This is a genomic window from Paraburkholderia sp. BR14374 (assembly GCF_040948685.1).
Classification (GTDB): Bacteria; Pseudomonadota; Gammaproteobacteria; order Burkholderiales; family Burkholderiaceae; genus Paraburkholderia; species Paraburkholderia youngii.
Genome location: NZ_JBFPKF010000041.1, coordinates 1 through 15,648 on the forward strand (window position 1 = coordinate 1; position 15,648 = coordinate 15,648).

Below are 15,648 nucleotides of genomic sequence, written 5' to 3' on the forward strand. Positions count from 1 at the left end.
TGTTCATCAAGGTCAGGTACGGAGCGGCGAAGTACCACTCTTCATCCGATACATCCGTTGGGTAAGGCCTGCGTTTTTTCATTCCGCCAGGATACCAGGTCCGACATAAAGTGCCTAACACCCTCTAGGTGGGGGATTTTAGGTGCCCACAGGTGGGGGAATTTGCCCGCCCATCGGGGAACCAAGCCGTTTCCTTCAAGTTGATGAGATCCGCGATCAGTGGGTGGCTTTGCTGCGTAGCTCCCCCGGGATTGATCGAAGCGCATTCGACGGGTGCACCTGCTGGTCGCAGCCTGCGCCATCTGCCGGAGTCGACTGAAAACGTCGCTTTGTCAAGGACCTGGTAGTCGCGGGGCCGTCCACAATGCAACTCGCATCCGAATTGCCCCGCAACGTATCCATCCTCGAACCGCCGCGTGCGGAAGCAGACCTGCACCAGCGTCTGCCACATGCACTTGCTTTGATTGGCGCAAAATCAGCCGCGGCTTGATCGACTCGGGGCGCTGAGCCAGCGTGGCGAAAACAATGGGAGGCCTTCTAACATTTCCGCGAGGTCCGCCTTCGCGCGAATGCGGTATGCCGAGTTGTCTGGCCTTCGCAACAGGGTACCGACCATCGTTCCAATACGGAGAAACTCTGATGGGCCGAGTCCTCTAGTGGTCATCGCGGCGCTTCCCATCCGCACGCCGCTGGACGAACTCGGGGGCCGCTTGTCGAACGGAATCACGTTCTTATTCGCGGTCACACCAATCTCCATTAGAAGTCTCTCAGCGTCCAAACCTGAAAGCCCGAATCGCGTTACGTCGGCCAGCAACAAATGGGTGTCTGTACCCCCGGAGACCAACCGAACACCCTCTTGCAGAAGCCCCTCAGCCAGCGCGTTGGCGTTCTCAAGAACGGCCTTGGAATACTGAACGAATTCCGGTTCAGCCGTTTCCTTGAAAAGAGCGGCTCTTGCCGCAATCATGTCCATTTTCGGTGCGCCTTGAATACCCGGGAATATGGCTCGGTCGACAGCATACCCCCACTCTTGCCGACACATCAGAACGGCTCCGCCGCGCGGTCCCCGCCACGTCTTGTGCGTCGACGAGGTCACAAAGTGTGCGTGTGGCACTGCAGAAGGAACAACGCGCGCAGCCATTAGACCTGCGACATGCGCGATATCAGCCCAAATGAGCGCGTCCGTTTCTTTAGCGACTTCGGCGAATGCTGCATAATCGATGTTGCGGGGATAGGAAGAGCCGCCGCATATGATTAGTTTCGGCCGGACCTGCGCTGCGATATCGCGGACTCGGTCCATATCGATCTGCTCCGTTGTCTCACTTACCCCATAGTGTTGTACGTGATACAACTGCCCGCTGACATGAAACGGCGCTCCATGGCTCAGGTGCCCTCCATCCGCCAAGCGCATAGAAAGGATTGCATCACCAGGCTTCAATACCGCCTGTAGGAGCGCCACATTCGCGATGGTCGCGCTCATCGCCTGAACGTTTGCGTGCTCGCAGCCAAACAGCGCCTTTAAACGCGCGATGGCTAGCGCCTCAATCGCGTCCACGTGTTCGCACCCAGCGACACATCGCTTACCCGGATACCCTTCGGCGTTTTTGTCTCCTAGCAGACTGCCTTCTAGCGCTCGAACGCGGGGCGAAGAGAAATTCTCAGACGCCACCAGAGTGACCGACTCTCGCTGCCGTCTGCTTTCGGATTGCAAAAGACTAGCGAGCTCGGGATCTTCGATAGCCAGACTGTCATTTCGGTCATAACATTCCCCGGAGGCAAATCCGAGCCTCCGTGTGTAGTCAGGCGCCATTTACTGACTCCTCGGATCGAGACACTCCTACGTTCCCATCCTCGCCTCTTCGCGCGAGCCACCAACGGATACAGGCGTCAGCGAGGCAAACTTCCGAGTCGACAAAATCGGCGGCCGTTGCATCGCTCGCAGCTAACATAGATAGTTCTGTGCAGCCGAGGATAATAGTGTCGGAGTTTACTGATCGGCAGGCATCAACGACGTGCGCCAGCTGCTCCTTCGCTTGGTCTTGGTTTCCTGACTTGGCAAGGGCAATCGCTACACTTGTCCGGTCGACAATTTCGTCACTGACGCGAATCGACTGGACGTTAAGATCATTCAGTGCGTGGTCGTACAAGCCGAGGTTCATTGTGGAACGAGTGCCCAGGACGATTACCTTTGTTGCGCCTAGCCGCGCAGCGTGAAGCGCTGTCGCCTGCACCATGTCAATCATCGGCACGTGCAGTGCGGAGGCGAAGTTCCCTCGCCAATAGTGTGCTGTATTGCAGGCGATTGCGATGGCACCGCATCCTATGTCCTCAAGCTGCGCTAACCGCATCTGAATGATTGCTGGCACGGCAGGGTTGCCCTGTTCTATCGCCCGCGAACGGTCGGGGATTTCGGGACAGGACAACAGGACGAATGGTACGTGATGCTGATCTGAGGTTGACCTTGATCGCCGTGCCAATGTCCGGAGGAAAAAAGCGGTGGCCTCGCTTCCCATTCCCCCAAGTATACCGAGGCGACCCTCGCCGATTCTGACGTTCGTTGACACATTGTGCTCCTGGCTGGAAATCTTGACTAAAATGACGCGCGTATCAGGCAGCTGCGTTGGTCTCATCTGCGGCCTTGTTGGAGATACCCAGATAGAGTGCGCCTCCGATGATCACAATTGACCCAAGCGCTGCACGTATAGAGACGACTTCGCTCCAGAAAAGGTAGCCAAAAAAAATCGCCCAAACTACACCGAAATAGCTAAAGGGGGCGAGCAGAGAAGCAGTCGCGTTTTTGAAAGCGATAGTGAGCATGAGTTGTCCAACGCCAGCGGCTACCCCCAGCAAAGCCATGTGTCCGAGATCCTCGACGCTTGGGGTGACCCAGGCCACCAAAAGAGATAGCCCGCTCAAAATCGTCGCGATGATGGTGAAATACAAGACGATGACTGCCGGTTCTTCGGTGCGCGACAGTTTCTTGATCTGAATTACCGAGCCTGCTCCGAACATGGCGCTAAGCACGATCAGAGTCACTGCAAGCAACGACTGGTTGCTTCCGGAAAGCGGCGGAGAAACCAGGGAAACTCCGATAAATCCGGCCGCCGACGCCACCGCTATCGCAATGCAGAAGCGCTCCGAGAGGAAAATGATCGCGAATATGCTAATGAAAATCGGCTCCGTGTACTGCAAAGTCACCGCAGTCGCCAACGGCATGTGCGGAAGACCGGCAAAAAACAATCCCATCGAGCCGAGCGCCAGCACCGCTCTGAGAAAATGTCCGCCGAAGCGATGGACCTTTAGCTCCTTTTGCTGGGCCATGCCAAACCGGCACAGAAAGACGGCAGGGGCCAATCCGAACAACATCCGGAAAAACATTATTTCGTTCGGTGGATATCTCAACGAAATGGGTTTGGCGATCGCATCGACCACTGCAAAAAGAAACGTCGCGGCGGACATGAACGCGATTCCATGCAGCTTTTTCCTATTAAGGATGCTTTGGGTTTGCTTCAGCAACATATGCTCACCTATCCTTTTCATCCTGCGTCAGCGGCACACCAATTGTACGAAGCGATCTTCGAGCCGCTCCAACTCCGTCCTTGATGCTGCTATGGTAAGAATTTCTATGCGTCCGCTGTTGCGCAGATCCTCAACGGGAATAAGGATTCCTGCTCCTGTAGACTGTGTGAAGCTCAACCCCTCCCGCTCCAGAAGCGAGCACAGCGATTCAAAGTCCACGTCACAACTTAGATTACCTCTGGTCGCCGCGACAAATGGTGTGCTCATGAGGCACCGTCCTCGAACTCTGTCAATAATCGCCTTCGCCGCGCTAAAGCCGCCATGACGCGCGTTGACCTCATTCACCATGATTTCGCCGTTCAAATCGACTATTGCATCGATGCTGACTGGGCCGCGGTGCCCGAATCGGGCAATATCGTTAGCCAGTTTTTGTGCCTCAGCGAGGAGCTTATGCACGACGGCCTCCGGTAAAACGGTAGGCCAAAACATCCCCGAGTACGCCGGCGCGAGCCGGATGTCCGCGATACCGTTAAAATCGACCGAATTCTCGCTCAATAGATAGTGAATACCCACCGAATGTACGGAGCGGCGATAGCTCTCTACGACAAAGAACGGCGTATGACCTCGACTAAGTTCCGTATATACCTGATGCGCGACAGAGTTGTACTGTCGCGAATCCGAAACACGAAAGACCTTTTGTGCGCCAGGCGCGCTGGTTATGTCATCTGCCGCAACAAGCACGTTGCCTTCGGCCCCTGAGTGCCGATCAAGTTTTACAATCGATGCCCCGGAAAGGGGCGTGATTTCTCGCAACGCAGAAGCCAGTTGCGCTTGCGATCCACATGTCCGTCCGTTTGCAATGGGGACGTGCAGACCCGCGGCCAACGCTCGAAAAACTCGCTTGTCATTGAATAGGTCCGCGACCTCGCGCGTCGGTGTTCCGAAACGGCCAAATCGGACTGGGACATCGATCAGCTTGCCGAAGTCGAAAGCCACATCGTCTGCTATGTACGGCTCAATTGACCATTCCTTTCCGTGCACGCCGATTTTCCGCAATGAGTGGAGGATCTCAGGATTTTTGAGACTTTCTAAACTCATTGGATATGGATCATCGGACCGACCGTGCACATAGAATACGTGGAGAGATCCCGAGCAAATTTGAAGCGACTCCTCCACATAATGAACATGCTGATCGTCTCCTGCAGACGGTAGGATGATGGCGTCTCCTGGCGACATCATCCATAAATGTCTCCGGGAAGCTCTAGCGCTGGACTGCCTATAAAGTTTGCTGAGGCTGCGCGGGTTATTGACCATAGCGTCTGTGTCAGCATTTCCGAGGAATAAAGTAGGCATCTATTAGGTTTTCTAACAATCGTGTTGTAGATTTCAATCGGCACATAGAGCCGTGCCGAGAGAAGCTAGCATCGCTCACAGAAACTCAATCGAAAAACTGCGGGCGCTTGGGATACACTGCCTTCATGCGCGGCGCCACTTCGAGGATCCAGCGATTCCGGTATCCGCTTGACCAAGAATGAACAGCATCGAAAACCGGCATTCGACGCAATTTCGGGATACGTATCAAATCAGTGTTCTCCGAAAATGAGACGAGCCATACCGCTTCACAATAATATTCAAAAGATTCACCGTTTGGTAACATGAGTGACCGTTGCGGAAGCCCTGATAGCAAGACGGCCGCAACCTAGCATCACATAGCAATTTCCATTGCTCTGCGCATTTTGCGTCACGCTTTAAGGAAGACGCATACGCGCTATGCATTATTCGAGCCATCTCGGCCGAATCCTCGCAGATGGACAGTAGGAGGGTAGTGTGGGGAATATCTGTTAGTGAATTGCGCCGTGCCGCCATGTCCTCTTCCCGACAAAACGGACGTTACCGACATAATTGCAACACCAAGACCGCGGGCGCCCCCGACTAAGTTCCACAAGCACGGCATTTCCAGCGAATTTCTCACGATCGGTACGGCTCTTGCTGTCCGAGTAAATAGCATACGGAACGCAAGATACATGGCATGTGTTGCCCTTCTTCCAACGCGCATGACGTACGGGATTTTCATCGTGCACCCCGGGCAACTGCATTTCGAGAGGTTTGCGCATCGCTAGAGGGAGACACCGTTTGGTTGGTCCTACTTCCTTAACCCGATCTCTAGGTGTTCGTGTCTCCACGCCATTTACAACGAAATATGCAATATTGGGCGCTATCGCGCCCCAAAGGAACGTCATGCGCCGGCCCGGCTTGCGGAATGTTGGGATAAAAGATGGTTAGATGAAAAGAAGCATTCAAATTATTTTTATTAAGGAATGGAAAATGGATAATATGACCGATAAGCTAAGTAGTATAGAATCAAATGTCCGCACCTATTCGCGCGCTTTCCCAGTCATTTTCTCCAAGGCTCGGGGTTCGGAGGTCTATTCTATCGATGGCCGACGCTATATCGACTTCTTAGCAGGCGCGGGAGCGCTCAATTACGGGCATAATCATCCGGCTCTGAAGGAGTCGCTCATCGAGTATTTTCGGGGCGACAACATGGTTCATTCACTGGACCTTTGGACTGCAGCGAAATACGCTTATCTCGACACCTTCGACCGTCTGATCTTGAAGTCTCGCGGGCTTGACTACAAAGTGCATCTGACGGGCCCCACCGGCACCAACGCGGTCGAGGCCGCAATCCGCTTAGCTCGGAAAATTAAGAAACGAAGTACTATCGTTTCGTTCACCAACGGCTTCCACGGGATAACCATGGGTTCGCTCGCGCTCACCGGAAATGCGAAGTTTCGGAGCGTTGCCGGTTTGCCCTTGGTAGGCAACGCGTTCATGCCGTTCGACAATTATTTTGGCAAAGGTGTCGACACATTAAAGTATTTCAAAAAATGCCTGAGCGATCGCTCCAGCGGTCTTGACCACCCGGCTGCTGTCATCGTTGAAGTCGTGCAGGGAGAAGGTGGGATCAATGTCGCTTCTCCAGCGTGGCTGCGAGAGCTGGAGAAGATCTGTCGAGATCAAGACATTCTTTTGATCATCGACGACATCCAGGCGGGTTGCGGCAGGACCGGCCGGTTCTTCAGCTTCGAGCACGCCGGGGTGGTGCCGGATCTCGTGACCAACTCGAAATCGCTGTCGGGATTTGGATTGCCTTTTTCGCAGGTCTTGATTCGGCCTGAACATGATCATTGGGAGGCCGGACAATACAACGGTACGTTCCGCGGAAACAATGCAGCTATGATTACCGCAGCCAAGGCACTGGAATGCTTCTGGTCCGACGATGCGCTCGCAGAGGAGGTGCAGCGGAAAGGAGAAATTGTTAGGGAAGGCTTTCTCGGGCTCATAGATCTATTGCGCTTCCATCAAGTTGAGGCCGAGGAACGCGGGCTCGGACTGATGCGCGGCATTGACGTTCAATCTGGCGTCTTGGCAACCAAGATTATTGCCGAGGCGTTCCGACAGGGGCTAATTATTGAAACATCCGGCGATTCTGGCCAAGTGATCAAATGTCTTTGTCCGCTGCTCACGACTGATGATCAGATCGAGGAAGCAGTGCAAATACTGAGAAGCAGCATCGAAAATTTGTTGGGATAGATGTTCATGCTATTCGCGCGCGTTAGAAAGATTGGATTTGCCCCCGTACTTCCGGACACCGCCTCACACTTGAGTTGATGATTCCGTCCTGCGCTGATTTACATGCACGGAATCCTGCGACCGTTTGGGTCGCCCTTGTAGTTTAGGATCGCTTGCGCCGAGGGGTTTTGACTTCAGGTTCGTCTTCGACATCTCCCGAGCCAACCGTACTGAGAATCTTGGTGATACGCAGCGCCGCAGCTTGCATCATCGGCACGAGTAGCGTTATTTCTTCGAGCGATTTGCGCGCCTTCGGCGCTGAGATGCTCAGGCAGGCAATGATGCGACCGGTGGGACCAGCGATGGGGACGGCTGCGCCGACTACGCCGATGGCAAACTCCGAGTCATTGGTCGCGTAACCCTGCTTGCGCACTTGCTCAATCTCGAGCCGGAGCCGGTCGGGGTCCACGATGGTGTACGGCGTGATTGGCTCCCAGGGCCCGCTCAGCATGTAGGCGTCGAGTTGCTTCTTCTCCATGTTTGCGAGAAAGACTCGTCCGCTGGATGTGCAGTGAGCCGGAGCACGGTGTCCTTTCTGGAAGTTCAGGGTGAGCGGTGAGTTGCCGATGGCGCTGTCGATGTACACCACTTCAGAACCACGCATTACGCCCAAGCTGACCGTCTCCGCAGTCCGACGCGACAGTTCCATCAGCAATGCGTGTATCGGTCCGTGGGACGTTGACGCAGCCAGAATATTGGCGGCGAGTTCGAGCAGGCGATGACCAACCTGATACCGGCCACGCTCCATCCCATGCTCAAGGAATCCGAACTCTTCAAGATTGCCCACCAACCGGTGAGCAGTTGTCTTGGGAATGCCAAGCGCCGTCACGATCTCCGCAGTCGTTACGCGGCCGAGTTGAGCCGTCATCTCGATGATGTGGAACGCACGCTCAGTTGGAGAAACTTCTGGCTCAGACGTGTCAGGAATCGGGGTATCAACCTTGTGCATGACGTTCGTAGTTGGCGCTCTGTAGGCACGCCCGGGGCGCTTACTCCGGGCGATTTGTGCGGTGTGTAGACGGATAAGGATACCCGATAAGTTTAAGTGCCAGAAGGCCAGAACGGTCGCCGGGCATCTTTTTGGATTTAGTGAGCTTCATCGGGAACCGGTAAAACTGCATCCGCGCGTGGCTCGCAGCTGATCGGTATTTCGGGAGCCAGCGAATAGGAACGAGGCTGGTTTTCCGGAACGGTGAGCGCCAGCGGGTCAAGAATGCGGTCAAGGTCCGTCTTCGACAGGAGGCCTTGCGTCAAAACCAGGTCGTAGACTCGCGCGCCGGTTTCGAGCGCTTCGCGGGCGATTTTTGTCGCGTTCGCGCACCCGATGTACGGGTTCAACGCTGTGACCACGCCAATCGACCGCTCGACGCTGGCGCGCAATTGCTCATGGTTTGCCACGATGCCGCGTACGCAGCGGTCGGCAAGCGTTTTGCAGCCGGCAGCCAGACGTTGAATGCTCTTGAAGAGGCTGAACGCAATAGTGGGTTCAAACGCATTGAGCTGGAGTTGCCCGGCTTCCGCGGCCATCGTGACGGTCAGGTCATTGCCGATAACTTCGGATGCGATCTCGTTCACCACTTCCGGAACGACCGGGTTGACCTCGCCCGGCATGATGCTGGAGCCGGCCTGCACTGGAGGAAGCTGGATTTCTCCCAAGCTGCAGCGAGGGAAGCTGGATTTCTCCCAAGCTGCAGCGAGGACCGGACGATAACAGCCGCAAGTCGTTGCACGTCTTCGAAAGCTTTACGGCGATGCGCTTGAGAACGCCTGATACCTGTACGAACGCGCCGCAGTCTTGCGTTGCTTCGACCAGATTGCCGGCAGTAAGGAAGGCGTAACCGGTGTTGTCACAGAGGTGGCGGCAGACTCCGGCCGCATAATCCGGGTGCGCGGTGATACCAGTTCCAATGGCGGTCGCGCCAAGATTGATTTCAAGGAGCAGCAGTCGAGCCTCTGCCAAACGTGCCTCGTCTTCTTCAAGCATGACGGCGTAGGTGCTGGACTCTTGCCCGAGCGTCATCGGCACAGCGTCCTGGAGCTGCGTGCACCCCATCTTCAGCATGCCGGCAAATTCCTCCGCTTTGAGCTGGAAAGCCTCGCGGAGGTAGCGCATGGCGCTTAGCAGTTCGTCGATGTGGAACTGCAGCGCAAGCTTGATGGCAGGCGGATACACGTCGTTGGTGCTCTGACCGATGTTGACGTGCTCGTTAGGATGAAGACGGTGTTAGTCGCCCCGTTCTGAGCCGAGAATTTCGAGGGCTCGATTCGCGATCACCTCGTTCGCGTTCATGTTGCTCGACGTACCAGCGCCACCCTCCATGACATCGACGACGAAGTGCTCATGGTGCTTGCCATCGATGATTTCCGCGCAGGCTGCTGCAATTGCCTTCGTTCGCTTCGGGTCGATGAGCCCGCGTTCCGCATTCGTCTGAACGGCCGCCAGCTTGATTTCCGCGAGCGCTCGGACCAGTCCACCGTACTGGCTGATAGCGATGCCGCTGATTGGGAAGTTCTCCAATGCTCGAAGCGTATGAACGCCGTAAAGCGCTTCATTGGGCACCTCTCGGTCGCCGAGCAGGTCGTGCTCACGCCGGGTGCACCTAATCTGGGTCATCGCAATGTCTCTCGTGTGAAGTTACAAGTCGCTGAACCTGCATGTTGAACACAGTATAGGCGATGTAGTCCAAAAAATGGAATCATTAAATTCCACTAAACAGCACTTCACATAGGGATTATCCCTAGCGAACTCTATGGCCGGACGCAGTCAATTTCCGCGATATGCCTATATCTACGAGGTTGTCGGCTCATGGACGGCTGGGCTGTTCAGTATAGACGGATAAGGCAGGTTATTGACAATGGAACGTAAAGAACCAAAAATCGGTACTGGTCATTGAGCTCACCCCATCTGGCGGTTTTGCTTTCACAAGAGAGGGATTGAATGAACGTACGAGCAGCAGTTGCGTTGAAGGCGAGGGTTCAGGTCCTAGAGGACTCGATATGAGCCTTGAACTCGTTTCGACCAGCCCCTGCTTCGACGGCACTCAGGGCGTCTACTCGCACAAATCCGACACGCTGAAATGTGACATGCGCTTTGGTGTGTATCTTCCGCCTGCATCCGTCAGCCAACCCGTCCCTGCAGTGTTTTGGCTTTCCGGGCTGACCTGTACCGAGCAGAACTTCATCACGAAGGCGGGGGCGCAGCATGCTGCCAGCGCGCTCGGTATTGCCATCATTGCGCCTGACATCAGTCCTCGTGGGGTCGAAATCCCGAACGACGATGCATATGACTTCGGCCAGGGTGCCGGCTTCTACGTCGACGCGACTCAGGAACCTTGGTCCAGGAATTTCCGGATGTACCCGTACCTTGTGGGCGAACTGCCCGAACTGGTTGCATCGCACTTTGCAGTCGACCCGACGCGTTTCGGCATTTCCGGGCATTCGATGGGAGGGCACGGCGCACTGACGATTGGTCTTCGCAATCCCACGTTGTTCCGTACGATTTCCGCCTTCTCCCCGATTTGCGCTCCCAGCCAATGCCCATGGGGCGAGAGGGCCTTGACTGGGTACCTCGGCGATGACCGGTCGCAGTGGGCCAAATATGACGCGACGCAGCTGATCGCAGAAATCGGCTGGAGCGGTTCTGAGATTCTGGTCGACCAAGGCGAAGCAGACGAATTCCTCAAAACACAATTGAAGCCGGACCTTTTGGTCGAAGCGGCCGCTCGAGGTGACGTTCCGTTGCGACTTCGCCGTCGGGCTGGTTACGACCATAGCTACTTTTTCATTTCAACCTTCATCGCGTCACATCTTGAGCATCACGCGCGCTACCTGCTCGCGTGATTGCGAAGCGATGCCCTAGCCAGGACTGGGAACCAGTCGTAAGTTCTTCGGAGGAGACGACCATGAAGCGCATTCGACTTTCTACGTGGATTCTGATTGCACTCATCGCCGGTGTGGCGGTAGGCGCAGTCATCCACAGCACGACGGGCTCGGCCGAGCTCAACAAGCAGATTGCAGGATACCTGTCGACGCTGACCGACATCTTCTTGCGTCTCATCAAGATGATTATTGCCCCGCTAGTCTTTACCGGCGTGGTCGCAGGCATGAGCCATTGCGAGAACCCAGGTGACGTCGGCCGGGTAGGCATTCGCGCCATGCTCTGGTTTGTTGCTGCATCCGTTCTTTCCCTTGTACTTGGGCTCGCGCTGTCCAATCACATGGCGCTTGGCGTTGGCGTAACGCCGCCGCACACGGATGCAGCAGGCGAAGTGAGCACCGCTGCGTTCAGTTTGAAGAACTTTATCGCGCACATCGTGCCACAGAGCATCTTCTCTGCAATGGCGCAGAACGATGTGGTCGCAATTCTGGTGTTCGCGCTCTTCTTCGGATTTGCGGTCTCTGCTTACGGCGACAAGGAACCTGCCATCCGACGCTTGAACCACTCCATCGAGGGCGCATTCAAGGTGATGTTGCGAGTGACCGACTTCGTGATGGGTTTCGCTCCGGTCGGTGTCTTCGCCGCCGTTGCCTCGGTTGTGACGGTGCAAGGCTTGGGCGTGCTCGCAACATATGGCAAGTTCATCGGTGGTGTGTATTCCGGCATGCTTCTGCTCTGCGCGTGTCTGGCAGCAGTCGGGTTCCTGTTCCTCGGAAAGGCTGTTTTCCGCCTGCTCGGTATCGTAAAAGAACCGATGCTCATTGCGTTCTCGACCTCGAGCAGCGAAGCAACTTTCCCGAAGATGCTCGAGCAGCTTGAAAAGTTTAGCATCTCGAACCGCATCACCTCGTTCGTGCTGCCGCTGGCGTACTCATTCAATGCCGATGGCTCGATGATGTACCAGGCGTTCGCCTCTGTCTTCCTTCTGCAGGTCTACGGCATCCACATGTCGTTTGAGCAGCAAATCGGCATGCTGCTGGTGATGTTGGTGTCGAGCAAAGGCATTGCAGGGGTTCCGCGCGCATCGATTGTTGTGGTGGCTGCGACGTTGCCGCTCTTCGGCATCCCGGCGGAAGGCATTGCCTTGTTGCTGGCAGCTGACACCTTCATCGACATGGGCCGCACCGTGACCAACGTTGTTGGCAACAGCATCGCCTGCGCCGTCATCGCCAAATTTGAAGCGAAGCGCGAAGCAAAACGCGAATTGGTGGTAACGACAACGCAGGAAATTCACGACCATGGCGACCCCGACCCGCTTCACGTTTGACCGAAGCTCGCTCTGCGTCGTATTTGCGACAGCCATCCGACATTGACCACACGCCTTCTGCTGGGGCTCCGTTCCAATACTCCTTGAAGTGAGATAGAAAATGAATGCCACCGAAAAGCTTGCATTCGTCCGCGAACAGTTTCCCGTCACCAAGCGTCAGCTGTACCTCGATTCGGCTCACCAGACCCCGCTGTCCCTGCCGGTCCGCGACGCGCTGTATTCCTTCCTGACCGAAGGCTACGAGATGGCCGGCCCGAAGCCTGTCTGGGTTCGCCGCGTCGAACAGACGCGCGCAAACGTAGCGCGCTTCTTCAATGCGTCGCCGTCGGAAATCGCCTTTACGAAGAACACGTCGGAAGGTCTGAACATCGCCGCGAACGCGGTGCCGCTGGAAGCGGGCGACAACGTCGTGCTCATCGAAGGTGACCATCCGAACAACGCGTACGCATGGCTGAATCTGAAGCGCAAAGGTGTGGAGGTTCGCTTCGTCCCGCTCAAAGACAACGAAATCGCGACGGCAAAGACGTTTGAGCCGTTCATCGATGAGCGGACGAAGGTCGTTACGCTTTCTCACGTCACGTTCCACGCTGGTCAGGTCCACGATCTGGCGAGCATCGGCAAGCTGTGCAAGGACCGCAGCATCTACCTGGTGGTCGATGCGATGCAGTCGGTCGGCGTCATTCCGGTCGACGTCAAGGCGCTGAACATGTCGGTGCTCGCAGCCGGTACGCACAAGGGTTTGCTGGTGCCGCAAGGTCTGGGTGTTCTGTACGTGGCAGATGGTCTCGACGAATTGCGCCCGGCGTATCTCGCCATGTCGAGCATGCTGAACCCGCCGGCCGACTACATCGCGCGCCAGGAAGACATGGCTGTTCGGAAGGACGCACTTCGCTTCGAGTTCGGCAATGTGAACCTTCCGGACCTGCATGCGCTGGATGCGGCAATCAAGCTTATCGAGAGCGTGGGCGTGAGCAATATTCAGAAGCATGTGACGGAACTGGGTGACCAGTTGCTCAGCGAACTCGATGAGCTCGACGTGAAGGTCGTAGGTCCGCGCGAGCGCGGACAGCGCAATCATATCTATGTCCTGGACTTGCCGGTCCAGAAGTGGGCGGACCACTTTGCACGCAACGACGTGCGCGTTTCTCCGGAGCGCGGCGGGATTCGGATTTCGCTCGCAATGTTCAACACCGCAGACGATATCAAGCGTCTTGTCGACGTGATTCACACAGGCCTCCGCGAGACCTCGGCTGCCGTTGTCGCGCAGGTAGACTGAAGGAGTACAAACCTATGTGAGAAAGGGGTGGCGTGTGCCCGTCCACTGCATAGACGAACTGAGAGAAAAGGTGGTGCTGAGAGTCAACACTGCATGTCTTTAGCAGTGACGGTCCACCGCATCGAAGTGAATCTTTACGACGCCTGTGTCACTCCCTTCAGGGTCCAGCAATGTCAAGTGCTTAGGCGGAGGTGCTACGGGTGTAGAGTTGGCGGCAGAACTCCGTCGCGTGGAAAGGACGCTCAAGCAGTACAGGTTGCTTTCAGAGAGTTCGGCCGCCATGCGCGTCACGTTGCTGGAACGAGGCGATCGAGTCCTGCCCGCGCTGCCGGAGAAGGTTTCAACCGCGACCTGCTGTCTCCTCGAGAAGACGGACATTTCGGTGAGGGTCTCGACGGCCGTAACAAAGGTCCTGCTTTCTGGAGTCGACGGTTCCTTGGTGTCATTAGCCTCGCCAACGGCAGTAGGTAGTTTGGCCGCTATCAGCAGCACTGGAAAATTCTTCGTAGATGGCTTTGTCGCAAAGCTCATGTACGCAGCGCTATATCGAAAGCATCTTATGGCTGTCCCGGGCCTGCGGTGAACTATCTTTCTGATTGCAGCCCACGGACTTGGCCGATTGTTTAGGAAGGTCTGCAAAAGTCCTGGCATTGAGATTTCGGTGAACTATCCTGGGATGAAGGGAGTGAGTTGAGGAGAGCCCAGATGACGCAACTTGGACTTGACCTGGATCTGACAACGAAGCGCACGCGTAAGCGAGAATTTCTCGATGAGATGCGACGCGTTGTGCCTTGGTTGAAGCTCATTGCGCTGATCGACCCGCACTATCCGACTGTGCAAGACTGGACGGCCGCCGTTCCCGATCGCGACGATGCTGCGCATTCATTTTATGCAACAGTGGTTTGGTCTGTCCGATCCAGCGATGGAAGAAGCGTTATATGACGTGCCGCTGTATCGTGACTTCGCAGGAGTTGACGGCGGCATGACGCGTTTGCCGGACGAGAGCACGATTCTACGGTTTCGTCACCTTCTCGAAGCGCATGGACTGGCTGCGCAGATGCTCGCGCTGGTCAATGAAATCCTGGTGGACAAAGGCCTGATGCTCAAGACCGGGTCGGTCGTCGATGCCACGTTGATTCCGGCGCCCAGTTCGACGAAAAACAACTCCGGAACGCGCGATCCCGAGATGCGTCAGACGCAGAAAAGCGGTAACTGGTACTTCGGAATGAAAGCGCACATCGGCGTGGACGCAGAGTCGGGCCTGGTCCACACCGTCATCGGCACGGCGGCCAACGTCCACGACATTACGGAGGCTCATGCGCTATTGCACGGCCAGGAAACGGACGTGTACGCTGACGCGGGATATCAGGGGATCGAAAAGCGTCGCGAGACTGGCGGGGTGCGCTGGCACATCGCGATGAGACCAGGCAAGCGCAAAAAGCTGGATCTGAGTGATCGTTTGGACGCGATATACGATCAGATCGAGCGGCTGAAGGCCGGCGTCCGCGCCAAGGTCGAACATCCGTTCCGCGTCCTCAAGCGGCAGTTTGCCTACACGAAGACCCGATATCGAGGTTTGATGAAGAACGCAGCCCAGATCACGACGTTGTTTGCTCTGAGCAATCTATGGATGGCGCGTAGAGCTTTGCGCAAGGCTTGATAACCGAGGCGCCGTGTCTTGCGCCTCAGTAGCGCTGCACGGAGCGGCGTAAATCGCAGGCGCCTTAACGACTCAACAAATTCTCATCACCGCCACTGCGGAAAATATAGAAGGTCAGCGCTCGAAATGCGCGTTATGCAGACCTTCCTTTACGCCAAGGGTGAAGCTGAATTAAGTCAGCCGGCGTGCTTCCGTTGTGTTCTGCGCAGTGACAGTTCCGCGTACGACATGAGCCGCCCCGGGTTTTCCGGAGACCGTTTTGCTTGCGTCATGCCACAGTGACAGACTCAGCGAGATTTGCATAGTAAGCGGCTTCTGCCTCGGCAGGTGGAATGTTGCCGATGGGGCCGAAGAGC

At 56.0% G+C, this 15,648-nt stretch carries 11 protein-coding genes and 2 pseudogenes; 6 read left to right on the top strand and 7 right to left on the bottom strand.

Annotation, left to right across the window (positions count from 1 at the left end; genetic code table 11):
* The 5 genes and pseudogenes from AB3X86_RS36440 to AB3X86_RS36460 all read right to left on the bottom strand — a co-directional run.
* Nucleotides 1–82: pseudogene (locus tag AB3X86_RS36440) on the bottom strand (IS5/IS1182 family transposase); the annotation flags it as partial.
* A gap of 393 nt (nucleotides 83–475) precedes the next feature.
* On the bottom strand, nucleotides 476–1,810 hold the full coding sequence (gene glyA / locus AB3X86_RS36445) for a serine hydroxymethyltransferase (RefSeq protein ID WP_368599705.1): 1,335 nt from the start codon (nucleotides 1,808–1,810) through the stop codon (nucleotides 476–478).
* The gene (locus AB3X86_RS36450; protein ID WP_368599706.1) at nucleotides 1,800–2,630 is read right to left on the bottom strand and encodes an aspartate/glutamate racemase family protein; all 831 of its coding nucleotides are present in this window, start codon (nucleotides 2,628–2,630) and stop codon (nucleotides 1,800–1,802) included. Before AB3X86_RS36450 ends, glyA begins: the two co-directional genes overlap by 11 nt.
* Nucleotides 2,608–3,519 carry a DMT family transporter gene (locus AB3X86_RS36455; protein WP_368599707.1) on the bottom strand — a complete coding sequence of 304 codons (912 nt, stop codon included), beginning with the start codon at nucleotides 3,517–3,519 and terminating at the stop codon, nucleotides 2,608–2,610. The genes AB3X86_RS36450 and AB3X86_RS36455 overlap by 23 nt, the downstream gene beginning before the upstream one ends.
* A gap of 27 nt (nucleotides 3,520–3,546) precedes the next feature.
* The gene (locus AB3X86_RS36460; protein ID WP_368599708.1) at nucleotides 3,547–4,872 is read right to left on the bottom strand and encodes a peptide ligase PGM1-related protein; all 1,326 of its coding nucleotides are present in this window, start codon (nucleotides 4,870–4,872) and stop codon (nucleotides 3,547–3,549) included.
* A 930-nt stretch (nucleotides 4,873–5,802) separates the two neighbouring features.
* Here AB3X86_RS36460 and ectB point away from each other — a divergent pair.
* A complete protein-coding gene (gene ectB / locus AB3X86_RS36465; RefSeq protein WP_368599709.1) occupies nucleotides 5,803–7,113 on the top strand; it encodes a diaminobutyrate--2-oxoglutarate transaminase in 1,311 nt (436 codons plus the stop codon).
* A 142-nt stretch (nucleotides 7,114–7,255) separates the two neighbouring features.
* Here the strand turns inward: ectB and AB3X86_RS36470 are convergent, their stop codons facing one another.
* Complete coding sequence (locus AB3X86_RS36470; protein WP_368599710.1) at nucleotides 7,256–8,101, bottom strand: IclR family transcriptional regulator; 846 nt, start codon at nucleotides 8,099–8,101, stop codon at nucleotides 7,256–7,258.
* A 137-nt stretch (nucleotides 8,102–8,238) separates the two neighbouring features.
* Nucleotides 8,239–9,766 (bottom strand): annotated as a pseudogene (locus tag AB3X86_RS36475) (aspartate ammonia-lyase).
* A 383-nt stretch (nucleotides 9,767–10,149) separates the two neighbouring features.
* Between AB3X86_RS36475 and fghA the strand changes: the two are divergent.
* The 5 genes from fghA to AB3X86_RS36500 all read left to right on the top strand — a co-directional run bounded on the left by fghA (nucleotide 10,150) and on the right by AB3X86_RS36500 (nucleotide 15,292).
* Nucleotides 10,150–10,992, top strand: a complete 843-nt coding sequence (gene fghA / locus AB3X86_RS36480; RefSeq protein ID WP_368599711.1) for an S-formylglutathione hydrolase — start codon at nucleotides 10,150–10,152, stop codon at nucleotides 10,990–10,992.
* Nucleotides 10,993–11,054: 62 nt separating this feature from the next.
* Nucleotides 11,055–12,356 carry a dicarboxylate/amino acid:cation symporter gene (locus tag AB3X86_RS36485; RefSeq protein ID WP_368599712.1) on the top strand — a complete coding sequence of 434 codons (1,302 nt, stop codon included), beginning with the start codon at nucleotides 11,055–11,057 and terminating at the stop codon, nucleotides 12,354–12,356.
* A 100-nt stretch (nucleotides 12,357–12,456) separates the two neighbouring features.
* Complete coding sequence (locus AB3X86_RS36490; protein ID WP_368599713.1) at nucleotides 12,457–13,632, top strand: aminotransferase class V-fold PLP-dependent enzyme; 1,176 nt, start codon at nucleotides 12,457–12,459, stop codon at nucleotides 13,630–13,632.
* Nucleotides 13,633–13,777: 145 nt separating this feature from the next.
* Nucleotides 13,778–14,215, top strand: coding sequence for an FAD-dependent oxidoreductase (locus AB3X86_RS36495; protein WP_368599714.1), 438 nt, complete (start codon nucleotides 13,778–13,780; stop codon nucleotides 14,213–14,215).
* A gap of 122 nt (nucleotides 14,216–14,337) precedes the next feature.
* A protein-coding gene (locus AB3X86_RS36500; protein ID WP_368599715.1) for an IS5 family transposase occupies nucleotides 14,338–15,292 on the top strand; the annotation gives its coding sequence in 2 pieces (ribosomal slippage) (nucleotides 14,338–14,466 and nucleotides 14,468–15,292; 954 coding nt in all).
* Nucleotides 15,293–15,648 lie beyond the last annotated feature (356 nt).

Excerpts from the sequence above, each read along its gene's own strand:
- glyA (WP_368599705.1), bottom strand. The coding sequence starts at position 1,810 with ATGGCGCCTGACTACACACGGAGGCTCGGATTTGCCTCCGGGGAATGT.
- AB3X86_RS36450 (WP_368599706.1), bottom strand. The coding sequence starts at position 2,630 with ATGAGACCAACGCAGCTGCCTGATACGCGCGTCATTTTAGTCAAGATT.
- AB3X86_RS36455 (WP_368599707.1), bottom strand. The coding sequence starts at position 3,519 with ATGTTGCTGAAGCAAACCCAAAGCATCCTTAATAGGAAAAAGCTGCAT.
- AB3X86_RS36460 (WP_368599708.1), bottom strand. The coding sequence starts at position 4,872 with ATGCCTACTTTATTCCTCGGAAATGCTGACACAGACGCTATGGTCAAT.
- ectB (WP_368599709.1), top strand. The coding sequence starts at position 5,803 with ATGAAAAGAAGCATTCAAATTATTTTTATTAAGGAATGGAAAATGGAT.
- AB3X86_RS36470 (WP_368599710.1), bottom strand. The coding sequence starts at position 8,101 with ATGCACAAGGTTGATACCCCGATTCCTGACACGTCTGAGCCAGAAGTT.
- fghA (WP_368599711.1), top strand. The coding sequence starts at position 10,150 with ATGAGCCTTGAACTCGTTTCGACCAGCCCCTGCTTCGACGGCACTCAG.
- AB3X86_RS36485 (WP_368599712.1), top strand. The coding sequence starts at position 11,055 with ATGAAGCGCATTCGACTTTCTACGTGGATTCTGATTGCACTCATCGCC.
- AB3X86_RS36490 (WP_368599713.1), top strand. The coding sequence starts at position 12,457 with ATGAATGCCACCGAAAAGCTTGCATTCGTCCGCGAACAGTTTCCCGTC.